Source organism: Mesorhizobium sp. M0590, assembly GCF_040320905.1.
Lineage (GTDB): Bacteria > Pseudomonadota > Alphaproteobacteria > Rhizobiales > Rhizobiaceae > Mesorhizobium.
Genome location: NZ_JAMYQN010000012.1, coordinates 84,347 through 103,177, shown reverse-complemented (window position 1 = coordinate 103,177; position 18,831 = coordinate 84,347). Strand labels below are relative to the sequence as shown.

Annotated in this window: 20 protein-coding genes and 2 pseudogenes; 13 read left to right on the top strand and 9 right to left on the bottom strand. The window is 63.8% G+C overall.

All coding sequences use genetic code 11. The features are described from left to right. The first annotated feature begins 130 nt into the window (after window positions 1-130). Both NKI52_RS20490 and NKI52_RS20485 read left to right on the top strand, forming a co-directional pair. Window positions 131-487: an AAA family ATPase gene (locus NKI52_RS20490; RefSeq protein ID WP_502896707.1), complete on the top strand. Its 357-nt coding sequence runs from the start codon at window positions 131-133 to the stop codon at window positions 485-487. 172 nt (window positions 488-659) lie between these two features. After that, entirely contained in the window at window positions 660-1,400 is a 741-nt protein-coding gene (locus tag NKI52_RS20485; RefSeq protein WP_352570448.1) for an SDR family oxidoreductase, read from the top strand. 72 nt (window positions 1,401-1,472) lie between these two features. Here NKI52_RS20485 and NKI52_RS20480 read toward each other — a convergent pair. After that, window positions 1,473-1,973: pseudogene (locus NKI52_RS20480) on the bottom strand (LysR family transcriptional regulator substrate-binding protein); the annotation flags it as partial. Here NKI52_RS20480 and NKI52_RS20475 point away from each other — a divergent pair. Beyond that, complete coding sequence (locus NKI52_RS20475; protein ID WP_352699386.1) at window positions 1,947-2,138, top strand: hypothetical protein; 192 nt, start codon at window positions 1,947-1,949, stop codon at window positions 2,136-2,138. The pseudogene NKI52_RS20480 and the gene NKI52_RS20475 overlap by 27 nt on opposite strands. 24 nt (window positions 2,139-2,162) lie before the next feature. Here the strand turns inward: NKI52_RS20475 and NKI52_RS20470 are convergent. Beyond that, a pseudogene (locus tag NKI52_RS20470) lies at window positions 2,163-2,288 on the bottom strand (LysR family transcriptional regulator); the annotation flags it as partial. A 101-nt stretch (window positions 2,289-2,389) separates the two neighbouring features. Then, a complete protein-coding gene (locus NKI52_RS20465) occupies window positions 2,390-3,595 on the bottom strand; it encodes a multidrug effflux MFS transporter (protein ID WP_352456523.1) in 1,206 nt (401 codons plus the stop codon). A 168-nt stretch (window positions 3,596-3,763) separates the two neighbouring features. On the opposite strand from NKI52_RS20465, the gene NKI52_RS20460 reads away from it, so the two are divergent. The 4 genes from NKI52_RS20460 (at window position 3,764) to NKI52_RS20445 (ending at window position 5,588) form a co-directional block, all read left to right on the top strand. Further along, window positions 3,764-4,453: a TetR/AcrR family transcriptional regulator gene (locus tag NKI52_RS20460; protein ID WP_352456524.1), complete on the top strand. Its 690-nt coding sequence runs from the start codon at window positions 3,764-3,766 to the stop codon at window positions 4,451-4,453. A 134-nt stretch (window positions 4,454-4,587) separates the two neighbouring features. After that, window positions 4,588-5,124, top strand: a complete 537-nt coding sequence (locus tag NKI52_RS20455) for an SspB family protein (protein WP_023676707.1) — start codon at window positions 4,588-4,590, stop codon at window positions 5,122-5,124. An 18-nt stretch (window positions 5,125-5,142) separates the two neighbouring features. Further along, on the top strand, window positions 5,143-5,346 hold the full coding sequence (locus tag NKI52_RS20450; protein WP_023676708.1) for a DUF4169 family protein: 204 nt from the start codon (window positions 5,143-5,145) through the stop codon (window positions 5,344-5,346). Between the two features lie 20 nt (window positions 5,347-5,366). Beyond that, on the top strand, window positions 5,367-5,588 hold the full coding sequence (locus tag NKI52_RS20445) for a ribbon-helix-helix domain-containing protein (RefSeq protein ID WP_352456525.1): 222 nt from the start codon (window positions 5,367-5,369) through the stop codon (window positions 5,586-5,588). On the opposite strand, the gene NKI52_RS32755 is transcribed toward NKI52_RS20445, so the two are convergent. Further along, the gene (locus tag NKI52_RS32755; RefSeq protein WP_502897776.1) at window positions 5,552-5,995 is read right to left on the bottom strand and encodes a hypothetical protein; all 444 of its coding nucleotides are present in this window, start codon (window positions 5,993-5,995) and stop codon (window positions 5,552-5,554) included. The two genes, NKI52_RS20445 and NKI52_RS32755, sit on opposite strands and share 37 nt — an antisense overlap. Window positions 5,996-6,027: 32 nt before the next feature. Here NKI52_RS32755 and NKI52_RS20435 point away from each other — a divergent pair, with 32 nt between their 5' ends. Further along, the gene (locus tag NKI52_RS20435) at window positions 6,028-6,465 is read left to right on the top strand and encodes a MarR family winged helix-turn-helix transcriptional regulator (protein ID WP_352622738.1); all 438 of its coding nucleotides are present in this window, start codon (window positions 6,028-6,030) and stop codon (window positions 6,463-6,465) included. Window positions 6,466-6,476: 11 nt separating this feature from the next. On the opposite strand, the gene NKI52_RS20430 is transcribed toward NKI52_RS20435, so the two are convergent. Beyond that, complete coding sequence (locus tag NKI52_RS20430) at window positions 6,477-10,562, bottom strand: AsmA family protein (RefSeq protein ID WP_352699294.1); 4,086 nt, start codon at window positions 10,560-10,562, stop codon at window positions 6,477-6,479. A gap of 94 nt (window positions 10,563-10,656) precedes the next feature. Beyond that, on the bottom strand, window positions 10,657-12,072 hold the full coding sequence (locus tag NKI52_RS20425; RefSeq protein ID WP_352699292.1) for an FAD-binding oxidoreductase: 1,416 nt from the start codon (window positions 12,070-12,072) through the stop codon (window positions 10,657-10,659). A gap of 119 nt (window positions 12,073-12,191) precedes the next feature. On the opposite strand from NKI52_RS20425, the gene NKI52_RS20420 reads away from it, so the two are divergent. After that, window positions 12,192-12,677, top strand: coding sequence for a thioesterase family protein (locus NKI52_RS20420; protein ID WP_352505630.1), 486 nt, complete (start codon window positions 12,192-12,194; stop codon window positions 12,675-12,677). Between the two features lie 147 nt (window positions 12,678-12,824). Continuing rightward, window positions 12,825-13,022 carry a hypothetical protein gene (locus NKI52_RS20415; RefSeq protein ID WP_023676715.1) on the top strand — a complete coding sequence of 66 codons (198 nt, stop codon included), beginning with the start codon at window positions 12,825-12,827 and terminating at the stop codon, window positions 13,020-13,022. A 71-nt stretch (window positions 13,023-13,093) separates the two neighbouring features. Here the strand turns inward: NKI52_RS20415 and NKI52_RS20410 are convergent, their stop codons facing one another. Then, a complete protein-coding gene (locus NKI52_RS20410; RefSeq protein WP_352647432.1) occupies window positions 13,094-13,573 on the bottom strand; it encodes an Lrp/AsnC family transcriptional regulator in 480 nt (159 codons plus the stop codon). Between the two features lie 90 nt (window positions 13,574-13,663). Between NKI52_RS20410 and NKI52_RS20405 the strand changes: the two genes are divergently transcribed. After that, window positions 13,664-14,572, top strand: a complete 909-nt coding sequence (locus tag NKI52_RS20405) for an EamA family transporter (protein WP_352699290.1) — start codon at window positions 13,664-13,666, stop codon at window positions 14,570-14,572. Here NKI52_RS20405 and NKI52_RS20400 read toward each other — a convergent pair whose 3' ends face one another. After that, window positions 14,573-15,472 carry a dienelactone hydrolase family protein gene (locus tag NKI52_RS20400; protein ID WP_352636641.1) on the bottom strand — a complete coding sequence of 300 codons (900 nt, stop codon included), beginning with the start codon at window positions 15,470-15,472 and terminating at the stop codon, window positions 14,573-14,575. Window positions 15,473-15,741: 269 nt separating this feature from the next. On the opposite strand from NKI52_RS20400, the gene NKI52_RS20395 reads away from it, so the two are divergent. Together NKI52_RS20395 and NKI52_RS20390 are read left to right on the top strand one after the other, a co-directional pair. Then, window positions 15,742-15,891, top strand: coding sequence for a hypothetical protein (locus tag NKI52_RS20395; RefSeq protein WP_352636640.1), 150 nt, complete (start codon window positions 15,742-15,744; stop codon window positions 15,889-15,891). A 9-nt stretch (window positions 15,892-15,900) separates the two neighbouring features. Beyond that, window positions 15,901-16,332 (top strand): hypothetical protein, encoded by a 432-nt coding sequence (locus NKI52_RS20390; protein WP_352636639.1) that lies wholly within the window; start codon window positions 15,901-15,903, stop codon window positions 16,330-16,332. Between the two features lie 10 nt (window positions 16,333-16,342). Here the strand turns inward: NKI52_RS20390 and NKI52_RS20385 are convergent, their stop codons facing one another. Beyond that, window positions 16,343-18,655, bottom strand: a complete 2,313-nt coding sequence (locus NKI52_RS20385; protein WP_352699288.1) for a glucose/quinate/shikimate family membrane-bound PQQ-dependent dehydrogenase — start codon at window positions 18,653-18,655, stop codon at window positions 16,343-16,345. Window positions 18,656-18,831 lie beyond the last annotated feature (176 nt).

Here is an 18,831-nt window from a genome sequence, read left to right as displayed (position 1 = left end):
GGCAAGACAACGTTGATCGACTCTTAAGGTGGCAGGCCTCGCACCTCGGGCGAAGCCGGGCGCAGCATCATCACGACGAATTGGCGATAGGCGGCAAGGCCCTGCCCTGGCGGCTCTGTTCGCCGAGTTGATGCTGTCTTGGGAGTTGCGCTCCTACCGGATCGCGGGCGAGCAATCCGGCCTGGTCTTCTTCGATCGCGGCGTGCCGGACACTCTTGGCTATCTGCGCCTGACCGGGGTGCCGGTTCCCGATCACGCCACGAATGCCGCCCGACGCTTCCGCTATGCCAGGCGCGTCTTCGTCGCGCCGCCATGGCCGGAAATCTTTCGGCAGGACAACGAACGCAAGCAAACGATGGACGAGGCTGAACGCACCTTTCACGCACTCGTCGCCGTTTACACGGAACTAGGCTACGAGCTGGTGCCGCTGCCCTTGGCGCCCGTCGAAACGCAGCTGCGGTTCGTCCTCTCCGAGACAGCGTCGTAGCGAAGCGCCGCAAGCGACGGTTTTGCGAAAGCCCAAGGGCCTCCCATCATCGGAACCTCCGATGGCAGCATTCGTATCTTCCCGTTTCCCTTCTCTCATGCCTTGCGGGACAAGGCCTCAGTTTCTCGCCGCATATCAGTCAGGCCCCGGCGAGCTATCTGATGGAGATAAGATGAACCAGGAAACCACACCAAAACACGAACGCATCCTGATCGTTGGCGGCAGTTCCGGTATGGGGCTGTCGCTTGCCGAACAGCAGCTTGCCGCCGGCGCCGAGGTTACGATCGTCGGCCGCTCCGAGGACCGGTTGTCGGCCGCACGGCAGCGCGTGCCTCACCCGGAAAGGCTGAGGACGATCGCAGCCGACGTCACTAGCGAGGACGAGGTCCAGCGCCTGTTCCAGGATGCCGGCACGCTCGACCACATCGTCTCGACCGCCGCCGACGTTACCGGCGTCTATGTGTTGCTTCCCGAGATGGATATCTCGGTGGCGCGGAAAGTGATGGATTCCAAAGTCGTCGGGCCGCTTCTTCTTGCCAAGCATGGCGCGCCTCGTCTGACGCCCGGGGGATCGATCACGCTGACCTCGGGCATCGCCGCCTATCGTCCGGCGGCGAAAGGCTCGGTGGTGGCAGCCGTTAATGGGGCACTTGGCTCACTCGCCTACGCGCTTGCCGTCGAACTGGCGCCGATCCGCGTCAACGTCGTCTCGCCGGGCTGGGTCGACACGCCGATTTGGGATGCCGTCGTCGGCAGCGGAAAGACAGCCGCGCTGGACGCCATGGCAAAGCGTCTGCTCGTCGGCCGGATCGGCCAGGCAGCCGACATTGCCCAAGCCATCACGTCCCTCATGCACAACGGCTTCATCACCGGAACCGTGCTTCATGTCGATGGTGGCCAGCGGCTGGTCTAGTGATGGCCAGATTTCGCGGACCATTGCGAGGAACAGCCGCAAGACCGGCGCTTGAATGCGCCGGTGGCGCCATACCATGGTGACCGGCGTCACCGGACTGCTTCCGACCCAAGGCAACACGACAATATTGGCGTCAGCCGCGGAAGCCACGAGACGCGGGACCAGCGCGCATCCAAGACCGCCTTCAACAAGGCTCCGTATCGCGCTCATGCTGGCGAACTCGCCGACGAGTTTTGGACGGTCAGGCAATGTTGCGGCAAACGTTTCGTCGAACATCCGCCTATAGACGCAACCGGGCTGGGTGACGAGGAAGGCCTCGTCGGCCAGATCGTCGGGCGTTATGGCAGAATATCCGGCCAACCGGTGATTTGCCGGCATTATGGTGACGAGCTCTTCCACTGCCACTTGCTCGCTTCGCAGCTCCGGCGCCGCCGCCGGGACGGCTCCGAAATGGAAAGATACGTCCAGCGCCCCGCTTGTCACGCCGGCACGCAACCCACTGCTATCGTCCGCCCTGAGGTTCAGTTCCACATCGGGATGGCGCCGATGGAATTCCGCCAGCAGAGCTGGCAAGCGTGTCGAGCAAAGCGTCTCCAGGCCGCCGACCGTCAGGCGACCGGCAACCGTGCCGCTCGCGTCGGCGACTGCGGAACGGGCTTCGTCCGCGAGGTCGAGGAGATCGTTTGCGTAGTCCAGCAGGCGTTGTCCCGCCGCCGTCAGCTTCAAGCCACGCCGTGATCTGTCGAACAGCGACGTGCCTAGATCGCTTTCCAGCGCCTGGATCTGTTCGGACACGCTCGATTGGGCAAGATGAACCCGCTCGGAGGCGCGTGTGATGTTCAAGGTGGTGGCGACGGCCACGAAGGTTTTGAGATGTCGAAGCTGCATGTCCTGAACCCGTCATATAGGCATAGGCTGCTTTGAACCGGGACCGCAAACGTGAAAAGGCCGGGAACATCGCCCGGCCTTTTTGTCTCGATAGGCGAAGTTTACTCCGCCGGCGCTTCCGCGACGTCCCGGCTGCGGCCGAGCGTTATTTTGGCCAGTGTGAAGGAGATCGCCGCGCAGAGCGTGATGCCCGCCACCATCGGCAGCGGCGTGCCGTCGAAAAACACGCCGGCGACGCCCATGGCGACCGCCCCGATGGCGAAGTGCAGCGTGCCCATCAGCGCCGACGCGGTACCGGCGATCTCGCCATGCTCTTCCATGGCCAGCACCGACGTCGTCGGGATGACCAGGCCGAGAAAGCCGTAGCCGATGAACAGCAGCGCCGCCATCACGTCGAGCCGGTCGACACCCGATGCCATCACCGCGAACAGCACCACCATCGTCGTCGCATAGCCTGTCACCGCGACGCGCACCACGCGCTGCAGCCCGAACCGCTCCGACAGCAACCCGGTCAGCTGCGACATGCCGATGAAGGCAACCGCATTGATCGAGAAGAACACGCTGTAGACTGAAGGCGACAGCCCGTAATGATCGATCAGGATGAAGGACGAGCTCGACAGATAGACGAAGAAGCTCGCAATGCCGAAGCCGGCGATGGCCGTCAGGCCAAGGAAGTTGCGGTCGCCCATCAGGAAGCGGTAGCCGGAAAGTGCCGTCCCGAAGGACGAACCGGCGCGCTCTTCGACCGGCCGTGTCTCCTTGAGCGAGGTCGCCAGCAGGATGGTGGCGAGCACGGCCGCGCCCGTCACCGTCCAGAACACGGCGCGCCAGCCGAAATTCTCGATGATCTGGCTACCGGTCAGCGGCGCTAGGATCGGCGACACCGAAAACACCAGCATCAGCAGCGACATCAGCTTGGCGGCCTCGGTGCCGGTATGCAGGTCGCGCACGATCGCACGCGGCACGGCCATGCCGGCGCTGGCGCCGAGCCCTTGCAGGAAACGGAAGGCGATCAGCCATTCGATCGAGGGAGCCAGCGCCGAGCCGACGCCGCCGACCATGAACAGCGCCAGGCCGCCGTAGAGCGGCAGCTTGCGGCCGACCATGTCGGAGATTGGTCCGACGACGATCTGGCCGAAGCCCATGGAAAGAAAGAAGATCAGCAGGCTCATCTGCACCGCGGCAGTGCTGGCATGCAGATCCTCGCCGATTGACGGCAGGGCCGGAAGATACATGTCGATGGCAAACGGGCCGATCGCGGACAATAGGCCGAGCACGACCGCAATGCGGAGGAATTTGGCGTTCATGATAGCAGGCTCTTTCGAATTCTGGTTGCCGCCGAGGACCGGCGTGTAACCCTAGGACGTTCCATCCCGTGGAGTTCCGACTCTTCTGCGGAACGAAACCCCCTTCTTGCAAGTCCACAAATTTAGACAGGCTTGTCTAATTCGTCAACCATCTCTATATAGTTTTGCATGAAGGCCAACGTCTCTCCTGACATTTTCCCGCCGCGAGGCCACGAGGCCAAGCGCATGTCGATTGTCGATGCCGCCGCCTCGGTCTTCTGCCGCGAAAGCTTTGCCGGTGCCAATATCGACATGATTGCCGCCGAGGCCGGCGTCTCCCGCCAGACCATCTACAATCATCACGGCGACAAGGAAAAACTCTTCGTTGCCATCGTCCGCGACCTCACCGAACGTTGCAATGCCGGCATCTTTGCTACGATTTCCACTTTTCCCGATCAGCCGAAGGATCTCGAGGCCGACCTCATCGCCTTTGCTGTGCGGATGAACCACAACTGCATCTGCAACCGCGACGGCAAATTCTTGCGCAAGCTGATCCAGACCGAGGGCGGGCGCTATCCCGAGTTGTTCGCCGAATGGCGCGAAGAAGGACCGGGCAGGACATGGCCGGCGATCGCCGCCCGCTTCGCCCGCCTCGCTCATGCCGGCTTCCTTGACATCGACGATCCCGATGTCGCAGCGCGCCAGTTCATGGCGCTTGCCAATGCCGAGTTGCAGACGACGTTCATGCTCGGCGGCACACCGACCGAGGACGAGGTGGTGCAGTCGGCGACAAATGGCGTGCGCACCTTCCTGCGCGCCTTCGGCAAGCGGCAGCCTATGGCCCGGGCAAGCAAACAGGGCGCGCTCGCCAGCGCTTGACGATCAAAGCCGTTTGACGATCAAATCGTCGCCAATGGGCTTCGCTTCCGCACGCCGGCGATCTATATCCGGTTTACGCCGCGCTCAAGCTTGATTACAGCTATCAGGACGATTCAACGGAACCCGACAGCCACATGGCCGACGACCACATCCGCTACGACATTCTGGCCCAGGAGGCGTTGCGCGGCGTCATGCGCAAGGTCCTGGCCGAGGTCGCGCGCACCGGTCTCCCGGGCAACCATCATTTCTTCATCACCTTTCTCACCGGCGCGCCGGGCGTGCGCGTGTCGTCGCGGCTGCGCGAGCGCTATCCCGAACAGATGACCATCGTCATCCAGTTCCAGTATTGGGACCTGAAGGTGAGCGACACCGGTTTCGAAGTCGGGCTGTCGTTTTCCGACGTGCCGGAGAAACTGGAAATCCCGTTCTCGGCCGTACGCGGCTTTTACGACCCGTCCGTCAACTTCGAGCTCGAATTCGACGTCAAGACCGATACCCCGGCGGAACAGGAGACAAAGGCCAAGCCTGCTCCCGAACCGCTGGCCATCGTCGCCGAGAAAAAGCCCGAGACGAAGAAGAAAACCGCCGAGGCGGAAAAGAAGCCTGCCGCGGCCGACGCCGGCGCCAAGGGCGCCGACGTGGTGTCGCTTGACGCCTTCCGCAAGAAGTGACCCGACGGGCGGCGTGACATGGCCGAGATCGTCAATCTCCGTCAGGCACGCAAGCAGAAGGCGCGAGCCGAGAAGGAGCGCCTGGCCGAACAGAACCGGGCGCTGCATGGCCGTTCCAAACCCAGCCGGGATCGCGACCGCCTGATCGCCGACAAGGCCGATAAATTCGTCGCCGGCCATCGCCGCGAAAATTCGGGCGATTCGGACAAATCCGATGCTTGAAGTGTGAGTAGGATCGTCTCGTGAGCCCGGTGGAAAAGCGCTCGGTCACCATTCGCGGCCACCGCACCAGCTATTCGCTCGAAAAGCCTTTTTACGACGACCTGGGCGCCATCGCGGCCGTGCGAAAACTGACGCTCGCCGCCCTTGTCGCCGAAATCGACGAGAGCCGCCCGCGGGATGCCAATCTCTCCTCGGCGCTCCGGCTCTATGTGCTGGATTGGGCCAAGCGCGGCAAGTTGTAGCCTTCAGGCAACGCTATCCTGTTTCCTGCGCCGGATACGGAAGCCCAGCAAAGCCGAGCGGTCGCGTTCTTCGGCCTGCCAAGCGGCGTATCCTGCAGTTTCAGGTCGGCGAGCGTGAACTGGCCAAAATAGGCGATGTTCGTGGCAAGCCGGATCAGCTTCAAAAGGGCAATGCCGGCAAACAACCCCGCGGTCGCAACCACCACCGCTATGCCGGCAATGAGCAGCACCCGGGCATCGGTGGTAAAATCGCGCAGATGGCCGGGGTTGGCGTGATCGGACTTCATTTGCAAACCTTGCTTTCTGGCGGCGTGCCGACTTGCGGATGGGTCGCTGGCCGTGCCACCGAAGATGGCGGGCACGAGCCATGTTGGTGCGCTGTATCGTAACACGATATAAATGTTCAAGGCCCGTTTGCGGCTTTGTCGGAAAGGAATCGATGGCAGACACTTCGAAGCCACAAAAGCGCGGCGCAACGATCGGGCCGGCCGACTACCAGAGGCTGTCCGAATTTCGTTACCTGATCCGCCGCTTTCTCGAATTCAGCCAGATCCAGGCGCAGGAAGCCGGCCTGACACCACGCCAGCATCAGGCCCTGCTTGCAATCAAAGGGTTCCCCGGCGGAGGGCCAGTGACCATTGGCGACCTCGCGGAGCGCCTGCGCATCCGCCATCACAGCGCAGTGGAATTGGTCAACCGTCTTTGCGAAGCCGGGCTCGTCGCGAGGGACCACGACGAGGAGGACCACCGCCGCGTGCTGCTGCGGCTGACCGAGCGCGCCGACGACAGTCTCGCCGATCTGTCGGCCGCTCATCTCGACGAACTCGGGCGGATCGAGCCGATGCTGAAGCGCTTGCTTGCTGGACGCGACACATAAGGGATGCGCCGTCACCCGCCATTCAACGATTTTAGCAGATCGTCGATCGACGAGGGATCGAACTTGAGCTTTGGCGGGGGCTGCACTGGCGGTGGCACGTTATTTGCGGCCGGTGGCGCCCGTTCCGCTCGCTCCGCCGCGGCCTTGCGTTCGGCGTCGAGCCTTGCCTTCTCTTCCGAGGCGATCCGCAACGCCTCTTCCGCCCTCTGGCGTTGCTGTTCTTCGGCCTGCGCTGCTTCCTCGGCAGCCTGTTGCGCCGCCTTGGCTTTGGCTTCGGCCTTTGCAGCCGCCTCGGCTTTCGCCCTGGCCTCGGCTTCGGCCTTCGCCGCTGCATCCGCCTTCGCCTTGGCTTCAGCCTGCGCCCTGGCCTCCGCTTCGGCTTGGGCCTGCGCCTCAGCTTCGGCCTTTGCCTTGGCGTCCGCTTCAGCTTTCGCTTTGGCCTCAGCCTGGGCCCTCGCCTCCGCATCCGCCTGTGCCTTGGCGTCCGCTTCAGCTTTCGCCTTGGCTTCAGCTTGCGCCCTCGCCTCGGCTTCGGCTTGGGCCTGAGCCTCGGCTTCGGCCTTCAGCCGCGCTGCTTCCTGTTGTCTGCGCAGTTCCTCCGCCGCTCTTTCACGCTCGGTTTGCAGTGCAGCGTAGTAGCGCACCTCACGCCGCAGCCTTTGTTTCTCGAGCAGTGCGGCTTGCATGGCTTCGACCCGCTGCTGCTCCTTTTCCAGCGCACGCTGGGTCAGGAACTGTGCCAGCGGCTCGCTGTCGAACTGCCGCTTGGTGGCGCCGAACGGCCCGTCGACGCTGAAATTCAAAATCGGTTCGGAGCCGACCAGCGCCTCGTCGCCGGGCCGGTAAGCGATCTCGCCCTTGGCATCGACGGTGCTGGTGTTCAGATCGGCGGTGATGTCGGCGGACAGCGTCGCGCCCGGGCTTTCGAATTTGACCGGCGGCGCCCTCAGCGTGCCGCCGGCGATGGTGAAGGCAATATCGGTGTCCTGTGCCGGAAAACTGCCCGCCGCGGCGATCTGCGGCACAAAGCCGGCAGTCTTCGAGGCGTCGATATCGCGCCCTATCGCGTCGGCCTTGGCGATGAATGCGCCAAAGGCTTCGGGATTGAAGCCGGCAATAGTCATGCCCTTGAGCGTTGCCGTGCCGGAACCGGACAGCGCCGCAACCATCGCGTCGACCGATTTGCCGCTGGTCGAAAGCGCCGTCGAGAACTCGCCGCTTCCGCTGATGCCGGCCTCCGGCAGCACGGCTGCCAGATCGGCGCCGGCGAGTTTCATCTGACCGGAGAAAAGCCCGGTGCCGTCATTGTTCTTGAGCTCGAACAGGCCACTCAACGCGCCGCCGAGGAACTTTGCCTTGAGGTCGGAAACGCGGATGCCCTCCTGGTCGAGCTGCAGCGACAGCGCAGCGTCATAGGCGGTGGCAAGCGGGCCGGCGGCAAGCGACGCCGCCGTCAGATCGAGATCGGCGGTAAATGGCAGACTGGATTTCTGGCTGAACGGTGCTGTCGGCCAGGTCCTGTCATTGACAAGGAAGGCCTGGTCACCGAACAGCATCACCGCCATCGGATCGAGGTCCAGCTCGTCCAGCGACAGCGCGCCGGCAAGATGCGGCAGCCCCTCTTTGATGTCGATATTTACGTCACCGGAAACCGCCGCTTCGTTGACGGCGCCGCTGAGGCCGCTCAGCACCAGGAGACCATTGCCGTAATCGGCATCGGCTGCAAGCGACGTCGACATGCCGGTGCCCATGCCGGGCAGGCCGACGCCGGTCGTCATCAGCCATGGCTCGATGTCGGCCGTTTCAAGGCTGACCTTGCCCTTGGCGGCCGCGCCTTGAGGCGTGTCGGCAATTGTCCCGTCGAAACCAGCTTTGAAGTCATTGCCGGCCAGGCTGAAGCGTGTCGCCAGGCCGCTGCCAAGCGTGCCTTTGGCCGAGACGTCGGTGGTCGCCTCGCCGAGCATGCCGAGCGGCAGTGCCGGCAGACCGTAAAGCGCCAGAAGTGCGGTGGCGTCGGCATTCCTTGCGTTGAAGGTCAGTGTCACCGGCGCTTCGAGAGGCCGGTCGAGCGCCCCTTTGCCGGACAACGACGCCGAAAAGGCCGAGCCACCGGCCTTGCCCTGTGCGCTCATTGCCAGTCCGGTCGTACCGTCGCCATTGTCTGCGGCACTCGTGACCGCGTCGATACGCGCATCCTGGAACAACTCGGGATAGGCAGCAGCACGCTCCGCCAGCCCCTTCAGCACCGCATTATCCGGATAATGCCGGACGGCGACGTCGATCAGCGGCTTGAGGTCGACGGCGACCACCGAGGCGTCGAGCTTGCCGGTCGGGCTCGCCGGGAAATCCTTGATCCGGCCGGTAGCGCTGATCGAGGCGCCGGCAAGTCCGCCGACCGACAGTCGGTCGATCTCAAGCAACCCCTCGCGCAATCTAAGCGCAGTATCGACGCTATCGGCGGTCAACCCGCCGGCGCTGACCGGCCCGGCCTTGATCTGGAAATCGAGGTCGCGATCGGAAAAGCGGTTGGCGCCCTTGTCGCTGACGAAGATCGAGGCGAAGGCGGCGAGCCCATCGACATCGAGTTCGCCACCTTCCAGTTGCATCAGCACCGATGGACGGGTGTCGTCGGGCTGGCTGGAATCGATGCGGCCGGAGAACTTCGCCTTGCCGAGGATGAGTTCGAGATCGCTGAAGGCCTGGTGCTTCTCGCTCAAATCCACCTTGGCCTTGAAGCCGGCGGCCGGCAAGCGGCGGATCGCCTCGTCGACGTCCTTCGACAGCCATGCGGCGAAGCCGGAGGGCTGCGCCACCGCCAGAAGCAGCGATCCGGTGAAACCGAAATGGTCCTCGACGCTGACCAAGCCATTGGCTTCCAGCTTGGCGCGGCCGGGCAGCGTGGCGGCCAGCGATTTTACCGCCCAGCCGCCCTCGGCCGGTTCGGCGGACAGATGCACGTCGCGAACCGTGGTGTCGCCTGCAACCACGGCCGGCAGTTTCACCTCGACCGTACCCGGTATGGTCGGCTTCGGTAGACCGAGCAGCGCCTGCTCCAGCGCCGCCACCCGCTCGGACAGCGTCAATCCGGCGCCGGCCGCCGCCCCTACGGCCTCGTCGAACTGCACCTGCGCGCCATTGGCCTCGATCGAGAAATGCGGCTTCAGCCCAAGGTCGACCGCAGCCTTGCCGTCGGCGGTGTAGGGATTGTCGAGCGGTCCCGTCTCGAAGCGGAATTCGTCGACGCCGAGCTTCTGGTGGTCGAGCGAAAACTTGCCGTTCAGCCTGAAGCCCGGGTCCGGTTTGCCGGCGCTGACTTTCAGTGCCTCGCCGCCGGTGCCGCGCAGCTGCGCCGCAGTTCGGTCTGCGCCCGATATCTTGAACTGGCCCGAATAGACCGCGGCGCCCTCGACGAGGCCCACATTGCCGTCGGTCTCGATGACCAGCGGATAGTCATCCGGATCGGCCTTGAGCCTGAGCCGCATTTGCCCGTCCGGTTCGGTCTTGCCGGTGGAAGCGGCGATCGTGGTCCGCAACCCGTCCAGCAACAGCGAGCCGTCCAGCCGCCAGGGGCCGGCCAGCGACTTGGCCGAGATCGTCGAGTTGATCTCGGAAATAAGATGGCTGCGCCCGCCGGCGGCGTGGCTGAGCGCGATCTGTCCTTCCGTCACCGTCAGCTTCTCGATGGAGATCTGGCCGGGATCGAAAGGCGAGGACGGCCGTATCGTCCAGTCGACCGTGCCGTCGGCGGCGATGTCGATCGTCGCCTTCGGCCGCACCAGGCGCATGTCGAAGATCAGCACCTCGCCGCGCAGGAATGGCGCGAGTTCTGCATCCATCGAAAAGGTTTCGACGGTCATCGCCGGCTGGCCGTTGGGGCCACCGGCAACGGCGACGTTGGAAAAGGTCACCGAGGGGAACGGCAACAGCCTTGCCGTCGCATCGCCTCGCACGGTCACCTTGCGGCCCAGAACGGCACTGGCCTCGCGCTCGAAATCGGCACGGTAACCTGTCCAGTCGACAAAGTACGGCACCACCAGCGCCGCACACAGCACCAGCACGAGAAGCCCACCAAAGATCACGAACAGGCGTGCGAGCATGAACTCCTAGACAGTTGATAGTAAAGTCAGTGGCACTCTACCCGCATCAGCGTGTCGATAAAGAGGCAAATCGGGGCGCGGCAGCGGCCTGATGTCAGTCCTTTCCCGGCAATATCTTGCCCGGGTTCATGATGTTCAGCGGGTCGAGCGCCTGCTTGATCGTGCGCATGATGTCGACGCCATGGCCGAGCTCATGCCGCAGGAAGCCGATCTTGCCTTGCCCTATGCCATGCTCGCCGGTGCAGGTGCCGTCCATGGCGATGGCGCGCATATTGAGCCGCGCCACGAATTTTTCCGCCAATGCGATCTCCTTCGGGTCGTCCACGTCCATCAGCACCAGCACATGGAAATTGCCGTCGCCGGCATGGCCGACGATCGGCGCGATCAGCCCCATCTCCGCGATATCCGCCTCGGTCTCCGTGACACATTCGGCAAAGCGCGAGATCGGCACGCAGACATCGGTCGAGAGGCCCTTGGCGCCCGGCCGCAGTGTCAGCGACGACCAGTAGGCATCGTGCCTGGCCTTCCACAATTTCGTTCGCTCTTCGGCGACGCTGGTCCACAGGAACGGACCGCCGCCATTTTCCTCGGCGATCATGCCGAAGGTCTCGGCCTGCTCGGCGACGCTGGCATCGCTGCCGTGGAATTCGACGAACAGGCAGGGACTCTCCGGATAGTCGAGCTTCGAATAGGTCTTCATCGCCCGCATCTGCAGTGCGTTGACCAATTCTATGCGCGCCACCGGAATGCCCATCTGGATGGTCGCGATCACCGCGTTGCACGCCGCCTCGAGGCTGGGGAACGGACAAACGCCGCCTGAAATCGCCTGTGGAATGCCCTGCAGCTTCAAGGTCAGCTGTGTGATGATGCCAAGCGTGCCTTCCGAACCGATCAGCAGCCGCGTCAGATCATAGCCGGCCGAGCTTTTCTTGGCGCGCTTGCCGGTCGTCACTGCTTCCCCGTCGGCCATCACCGCCGTCAGCGACAGGACGTTCTCGCGCATCGTGCCGTAGCGCACCGCGTTGGTGCCCGACGCACGCGTCGCCGCCATGCCGCCGAGCGAGGCGTTGGCGCCCGGGTCGATCGGAAAGAACAGGCCGGTGTCGCGCAGGTGCCGGTTGAGGTCCTCGCGCGTCACGCCGGGCTCGACGATGCAGTCGAGGTCCTGCGGATTGACCGCAGTGATGCGGTTCATGCGTGACGTATCGAGTGAGATGCCGCCGCCCGGCGCATTGGTGTGACCTTCCAGCGAAGAGCCGACGCCGAAGGCGATCACCGGCACGCGATGCGCCGCGCATGCGCGCACGATCTCCTGCACCTCCTCCGTCGTCTCGGCAAAGGCGACACCGTCCGGCGCCTGCGTCGGGATATAGGTCGTGGTGTGCGCGTGCTGGGCGCGGATCGCCTGGCCGGTCTGGAATCGCTCGCCGAGCCGCTGCTTGAGGATGCCGAGCACGGCGGCAATGCCTTCTTCGTTGCGCTCGACCGGATTGAGGTCGCTTAGAGCCATCGATTCCTCCGCGAATGGACCAGCGTCCACCCTTGTTCTGCTTCTACGGATGCGTAGTCTCACCAAGCACGCTCTGTCCAGTCCACGCTCACCCCGGCATGACGAGAAGGAAGTTTCCGATGCCCATCCCCGCCCCTTTCGTCTCTCGCGCCATGGACATCGAGGAGGCCTGGATCGACTACAACGGCCATCTCAACATGGCCTATTACAACGTGCTGTTCGATCGTTGCTCCGACGAAGCATTCGAGATGATGGGGATGGGGCCGGATTATGTGAAAGAACGACGGCTGACCATCTACACCGCGGAAGTGCATGTCTGCTACGTCCAGGAGTTGCATCTCGACCACAAGGTCACGGTCTCGTTCCAACTCCTCGACCATGACGAGAAGCGGCTGAGGGCCTATCAGGAAATCCGGCATCGCGACGGCTGGCTTGCCGCCACATCCGAAACGCTGTCGCTGCATGTCGACATGGCTGGCCCGAAGGTAGCGCCCTTCCCCGCCGACGTCCTGGCCAGGGTGGAAGCGATGCGCGCCGCCCATGCCGCCCTGCCGATGCCGGAGCGCGCCGGCCGCTCGATCGGTATTCGTCGTAAGCCGGCTTGAACCACGGTCCAACCGCCGTTAACCTTACCGAGGTTTTAACGTGAACAAGCCGAATTGAGACGTTGAACGACTCAGCGCGGCGTTGGAAAACCATCCGCATCGAATTGCGATACGGGCGGCGGAGCAGCAGCGGTTCGGGGAACGTGCATGAAAACCGATATCAAGGTCGAAGCGGACAGGCTGGCGGCTGACCCACGCATCACCGACTATGATTTCTGGCGCTCGCTGAAGAACCTCAACAACGAGATCTTCCACATCGCCAACAACAACGAGCCGATCCCCTTCGCCATGATCCGCTGGCGCGCCATCCTGAAGCAGGCGCGGATGAAACGCGGCCACGCCTGAACAGTGGGGAAGAAACAGACCGGCCGTCCGGTTTGCATTTCTGATGATGTGCTGGCGAACGATCCCAAGCGTCAAGGCTGGCGCTTCACCGCCCCCAGCGGCGAGCGCGCTGTGACCGGCGACGACTGGATGATCGCCGTGTTGGTCATCGCAAATGGGATGATGCGGTCGATCACCCGTTCGAGCTCGGCCACCGAGCCGACATGCGCCAAAGCGATGAAACAGTCCTCGCCGGTCACCCTGTCGCATTGGGCGATTTCCGGCAGCTCGCGGATGATCTCGGCCACGACGGCCAATTGGCCCGGCACCGGCCTGATGCGCAGCCATGCCGACAGCTTCATGCCGAGCGCGGCCGGATTGATACGCACCGTATAGGCCTCGATCACACCGCTTTCCTGCAGCCGCTTGATGCGCTCGGCAACGCTCGGCGCCGACAGGCCGACCGACCGCGCCAGTTCGGCGGTGCTGGTGCGCGCGTCCTTTTCCAGCAGGCGCAGGATTTTCAGGTCCGCCGGATCCAGATCGCTATTTTCATTTCGAAGGCGTTTCAGCGGAATACTCCTTGCTTTCAGAAAGGAAATGGCCGCAATGCCCGGCCATCATCCATATCAATGGCAAAAATCGCCTGCGATACTGATCCCATGCAAGATCGGACGCAAGCCCCCGCAGCAAGTCCGGCACTCGCCGGCCCCGCCTTTACCTTGGCAAACGCGGTCCCGCCGCATCTCTGGTTCGGCGTCAGCGCCGTGTTCCACTATCTCGGACCGGCCTTGGCGGTGCTGCTGTTCCCGCATGTCGGCGTGCTCGGCATGGCGTGGCTGCGCATCGCCACCGCAGCACTCGTCTTTGCGCCGCTGACCCGGCCATGGGCGGTCTTCGCCCGCGCCGACCGCTCGACGCGGTTGTTGCTTGTGGCTTTTGGCGTCTGCCTTGGGGTGATGAATTGCTCGTTTTACCTGGCGCTCGACCGGCTGCCGATCTCGCTGGTGGCGGCGATCGAATTCGTCGGCACCATCGGCGTTGCGCTTGTTGGCCTCAGAAGCCCGCGCAATCTCGCCGCCCTCGCAATCGCTCTCGCCGGCACCCTGTTGCTGATCGACGTCAAATGGTCGAGCGATCTCGTCGGCCTGTTCTGGGCCTTCCTCAACGGCACGCTGTTCGTTGGCTACATCGTGCTCGGCCACCGTATCGCGCGCGGCGGCGCCGGCGATGGCATCGCCGGGCTGGGTGCCGCCATGGCGGTCGCCCTTCTCGTCGTTCTGCCGATCGGTTTCGCCGATGCTCTGCCGGCTTTCTCGGCGCCGCCGCTGCTGTTTGCGGCGGTCGGCGTCGGCATCTGCTCGTCGGTCATTCCCTATATTTGCGACCAGCTTGCCATGTCGCGGCTGCCGCGCTCCAGCTTCGCGCTGATGCTGTCTTTGCTGCCGGTCACCGCGACGTTGATCGGCGTCATTGTGCTGCGGCAGGTGCCGAGCCTCACCGATTGCATCGGCATCGCGCTGGTGGTGGCCGGCGTCGCCCTTCACAAACCGGCGCCGGCGCCCACCTGATCAGGCCAGCTTCTCCTTGAGGAAAGCGATCGTCCGGCCCCAGGCGAGGTCAGCCGCCTTCTTGTCGTAGCGGGCCGCCGACGTGTCGTTGTTGAAGGCATGGTTGGCACCTTCATAGACATAGACCGAGTATTCGACATGAGCCGCGTCGAGTGCCTTCTTGAAGGCATCGATGCCGGCATTGGTGCGGGTGTCGAGCCCGGCATAATGCAGCATGAGCGCGGCCTTGATCTTCGGCACGTCCTCGGCCTTTGGCTGCATGCCGTAATAGGCGACGGCGGCGGCGAGGTCCGGCGCGTTGACGGCCAGCATGTTCACCGTGCCGCCGCCCCAGCAGAAGCCGACGGCGCCGACTTTGCCGTTGCCGTCCTTGTAGCCTTTGAGGTAGACGACCGTTGCCACGGCATTGGCGGCGACCTGTGCTGGATCGAGCTGGGAAAACAGGTCACGTGCCCTGTTTTCATCGTCCGGCGTGCCGCCGAGCGGTGTCATGAAGTCCGGCGCAAGCGCCACGAACCCTTCCAGCGCCACGCGCCGCGCCACATCGCGAATATGCGGGTTGAGCCCCCGGTTTTCATGCACGACGATGACCGTGCCGAGCTTGCCGGTCTGGTCCGCCGGCTTGACCAGATAGCCCTTCATCTCGCCGCCGCTGCCCGGATAGCTGATGTCCTCGCCTTTCACCCGCGGATCGTCTTCCGCCACGATTGCCGCCTGGGCCGAGTTCGCCGCCAGCAGCGGCGCGATCGCGGCAGCTGCCGCACCCGATCCGGCAAGCCTGGTCAATTGCTCCATGAAGCGCCGCCGGTCGAGCGTCAGGTGCGTGTATTCGTCATAGGCATCGATCATCGCCTGGGTAATGACAGGCTCGGCGGCAGTGGGTCCGGCAGGTGTTGTCATGGCGCGCTCCTCGTCGGCGCCCCCCGCGGCAACATAGAGCCGAAGCTTGCCTGGTCCAGTCACGGCTGAGTGAGGCTGCCATAAGTCCCTGCACGTGGGCCGTGATGCCGCGCGCCGCACTGTCGTTAAATTTTGGTCCTTTGTGGCAATGCTAAATGCACGCACCACAATGTAAAAAGAAGGGCTATGCCTTACTCGGGCCATTTGGCGAACGACAATGGCCATTTGGCGGGAAAAGAATGCCTGATTGACGACGAAGGAATACGCCCATGACCTTTCCCTCCCCGCTTCTTGCAAGTGGGTTCGCCCTCGCCGCTATGGCTTTGCTGGCGCTGCGGTTCACTGTCTTCACCGCATTCAAACGATCGTTGATCAAAATCCGCGCCAACCGGCACCCGCCCGCAAACACCAAAGCCTGAGGAAAGGTCATGAACGTTCAGGACATCATCAACACCGTCTCCCAGAAATCCGGTCTCAACCAGGCTTTGACGGAAAAGATCGCCGGCACGATTTTCTCGGTGCTCGAACACGAGGCGGAAGGCACGACTCTGTCCAGCTTCTTCGCCAAGATCCCGGGAGCCGACGCCCTGGCCAAGCAATATGATGTCATGGCTCCCGGCGCAGCTTCCGGTGGTGGCCTCCTGTCCTCGCTGGAGGGCGCGCTCGGCGGCGCTCTCGGCGAAAAGACCGGCGCGCTGATCAACGGCGTCGCCATACTCAAGGCATCAGGCCTCACGCTGGCACAGATCAGCCAGGCCGGCACGATGCTGGTCCAGCAGGCCGAGGCAGCAGCCGGCCCGCAGCTGACCAGTGAGGTACTTGCATCGGTACCCGACCTGAAAGGGCATCTCGGGCTTTGAAGGAACTTCTCTATTTCGGCAGCGTATAGGCCATCACATAGTCGCCCGGCTTGGTACCGACCGAGCCGTGGCCGCCGGCAACGATGACGACCAACTGGCGCCCGTCGGCTATCGTGTAGGTCATCGGTGTCGACTGCCCGCCCGCCGGCAGCCGCGCCTGCCAGAGCTGTTTGCCGGTCGTCAGGTCATAAGCGCGCACATAGTCATCGACCGCCGCACCGAGGAAGGCGATGCCGCCGGCAGTGATCATCGGCCCGCCAATGCCGGGCACGCCGACCTTGAACGGCAGCGGCAATGGCGTCATGTCGTAGACGGTGCCATTGCGATGCTTGTAGACGATCTTGCCGGTCCGAAGGTCGGCACCCGCCACATAGCCCCAGGGCGGCGCCTGGCAGGGAATGCCGAGCGGCGACAGGAACGGCTTCAATATCACTGCGTAAGGCGCACCGTCATTGCGATTCAGGCCTTGTTCGCTGCCCTTGGTGTCGCCGGGCGGCGGCACGTCGGCGCGCGGCACCAGCTTGGAGATGAACGCCAGGTACGTCGGCATGCCGAACATCACCTGCCGGACCGGATCGACTGCCACGCCGCCCCAGTTGAAGGTGCCGAAATTGCCGGGGTAGATCAGCGAGCCCTGCAGCGACGGCGGCGTGTAGCGGCCCTCATAGCGCAACTTCCGAAGCTCGATCCGGCAGGCCAGCTGGTCGAACATGGTAATGCCCCACATGTCGGCGCCGGTCAGCGGTTTCGGACTGAAGCTGAGATCCGAGAGCGGCTGCGTCGGCGAGGTATGGTCGCCCTCGATCGCGCCGCCCGGCGCCGGTACTTCCTTGACCGGAACGATCGGCTCGCCACTGCGCCGGTCGAGAACATAGAGGTCGCCCTGCTTGGTCGGCCCGACCAGCGCCGGCACCATGCCACTTTCCGTGGTGATGTCGACCAGCGTCGGCTGCGCCGGCACGTCCATGTCCCAGAGATCGTGGTGCACGGTCTGCCGCACCCAGCGCAATTGTCCGCTGTTGAGATCGAGCGCGGTGATCGACGAGGAGAATTTCTCGTCATTGGCGCTGCGCCCGGCGCCGAGCTGGTCCGGCGTCTTGTTGCCGAGCGGCACATAAAGCAGCCCGAGCTTCTCGTCGACGCTCGCCGTCGACCACATGTTGGGTGAGTTGTTGGTGTAGGTCTGGTCCGGCGGCAGCGGCATCGTCTGGTCCGGATTGCCGGAATCCCAATTCCACAACAGCGCGCCGGTGTCGGCATCGTAGGCACGGATGACCCCGGACGGCTCCTGCGTCGAATAATTGTCGTTGACCGCGCCGCCGACGATGATCTTGTTGGCGACGATCAGCGGCGCCGAGGTCGAATAATAATAGCCCGGCTTCGGATATGGCATGTTGGCGAGCAGGTTCAGCGTGCCGCCTTCGGCGAAAGTCGGGCAGACCTGGCCATTCGCCGCATCGAGCGCGATCAGCCGGGCGTCGGATGTCGGCAGGTAGATGCGTGTGGCGCAGGGCTGGCCAGCGGCGACCTTGGCATCGGCATAATAGGACACGCCGCGGCAGGTCTGGTGCTGGCGGTCCTTGTTGAGCTTGACCTGCGGATCGAAGCGCCATTTCTCCTTACCGCTCGCGGCATCGATGGCGATGGCGAAATTATGCGGCGTGCAGATGTAGAGCGTGTCGGCGATTTTTAGCGGCGTCACCTGATAGGTCGTCTCGCCGATGTCGTCGGGCCCTTTCACGTCGCCGGTGCGATAGGTCCAGGCCGGCTGCAGATTGGCAACGTTTTCGGCGGTGATCTGGTCGAGCGGCGAATAACGCTGGCCATATTGCGTGCGACCGTAATAGTGCCATTCGCCAGCCGGCACGTTGCCGCCGAGATCGGCCGTCGGCGTCACCTTGTCGGTGTTGAGTTCACCCGTAATATCCTTTGGATCGGTCGTCATCGAATAGCCGGCGACGGCAAGCGATGCCAGCACGGCGAGGATAAGCGGTGCGCGTCCGTCGGGACCGGTAAGCCCGCGCCGCGCCCATGGCGTCAACAGCCATAGCGCGACAAGCACGATGATGCCGCCGCGCGGGCCGAGCTCCCACCAGTCGAAGCCGATCTCCCAGACCGCCCAGGCGAGCGTGCCGAGCACGATCGCCGCGTAGAGCCACAGCGCCGTGGATCTGCGCCTGTAGAGCAGCCAGGCCGCGACAAGGAAAGCTAGACCGACGATGACGTAATACCAGCTGCCCCCCAGCGTCACGAGCCAGATGCCGCCGCCGCCAACCGCCAGGCCGATGAGGAAAAGGATCAGGGAGGTGATGACCACAGCCAAGACGGTGCTCCTTCGACTGGTGCGCTCCGCGACGCGTCCATGGGCAACCCCGCATTGCGTTCCTGCCCCCACGCAACTTTCTCCGGCCCGCCTCCCCTGTCAAGCAAGCTCGGCGTTTTACGGCGCCGGCCCATCGCAAGCCCGGCGTTTTGGTTAGCGGACCCATTCAGATTGTG

Coding starts and splice junctions, on each gene's coding strand:
- NKI52_RS20490 (WP_502896707.1), top strand. CDS start 131: ATGCTGTCTTGGGAGTTGCGCTCCTACCGGATCGCGGGCGAGCAATCC.
- NKI52_RS20485 (WP_352570448.1), top strand. CDS start 660: ATGAACCAGGAAACCACACCAAAACACGAACGCATCCTGATCGTTGGC.
- NKI52_RS20475 (WP_352699386.1), top strand. CDS start 1,947: ATGGAATTCCGCCAGCAGAGCTGGCAAGCGTGTCGAGCAAAGCGTCTC.
- NKI52_RS20465 (WP_352456523.1), bottom strand. CDS start 3,595: ATGAACGCCAAATTCCTCCGCATTGCGGTCGTGCTCGGCCTATTGTCC.
- NKI52_RS20460 (WP_352456524.1), top strand. CDS start 3,764: ATGAAGGCCAACGTCTCTCCTGACATTTTCCCGCCGCGAGGCCACGAG.
- NKI52_RS20455 (WP_023676707.1), top strand. CDS start 4,588: ATGGCCGACGACCACATCCGCTACGACATTCTGGCCCAGGAGGCGTTG.
- NKI52_RS20450 (WP_023676708.1), top strand. CDS start 5,143: ATGGCCGAGATCGTCAATCTCCGTCAGGCACGCAAGCAGAAGGCGCGA.
- NKI52_RS20435 (WP_352622738.1), top strand. CDS start 6,028: ATGGCAGACACTTCGAAGCCACAAAAGCGCGGCGCAACGATCGGGCCG.
- NKI52_RS20430 (WP_352699294.1), bottom strand. CDS start 10,562: ATGCTCGCACGCCTGTTCGTGATCTTTGGTGGGCTTCTCGTGCTGGTG.
- NKI52_RS20425 (WP_352699292.1), bottom strand. CDS start 12,072: ATGGCTCTAAGCGACCTCAATCCGGTCGAGCGCAACGAAGAAGGCATT.
- NKI52_RS20420 (WP_352505630.1), top strand. CDS start 12,192: ATGCCCATCCCCGCCCCTTTCGTCTCTCGCGCCATGGACATCGAGGAG.
- NKI52_RS20415 (WP_023676715.1), top strand. CDS start 12,825: ATGAAAACCGATATCAAGGTCGAAGCGGACAGGCTGGCGGCTGACCCA.
- NKI52_RS20405 (WP_352699290.1), top strand. CDS start 13,664: ATGCAAGATCGGACGCAAGCCCCCGCAGCAAGTCCGGCACTCGCCGGC.
- NKI52_RS20400 (WP_352636641.1), bottom strand. CDS start 15,472: ATGACAACACCTGCCGGACCCACTGCCGCCGAGCCTGTCATTACCCAG.
- NKI52_RS20395 (WP_352636640.1), top strand. CDS start 15,742: ATGACCTTTCCCTCCCCGCTTCTTGCAAGTGGGTTCGCCCTCGCCGCT.
- NKI52_RS20390 (WP_352636639.1), top strand. CDS start 15,901: ATGAACGTTCAGGACATCATCAACACCGTCTCCCAGAAATCCGGTCTC.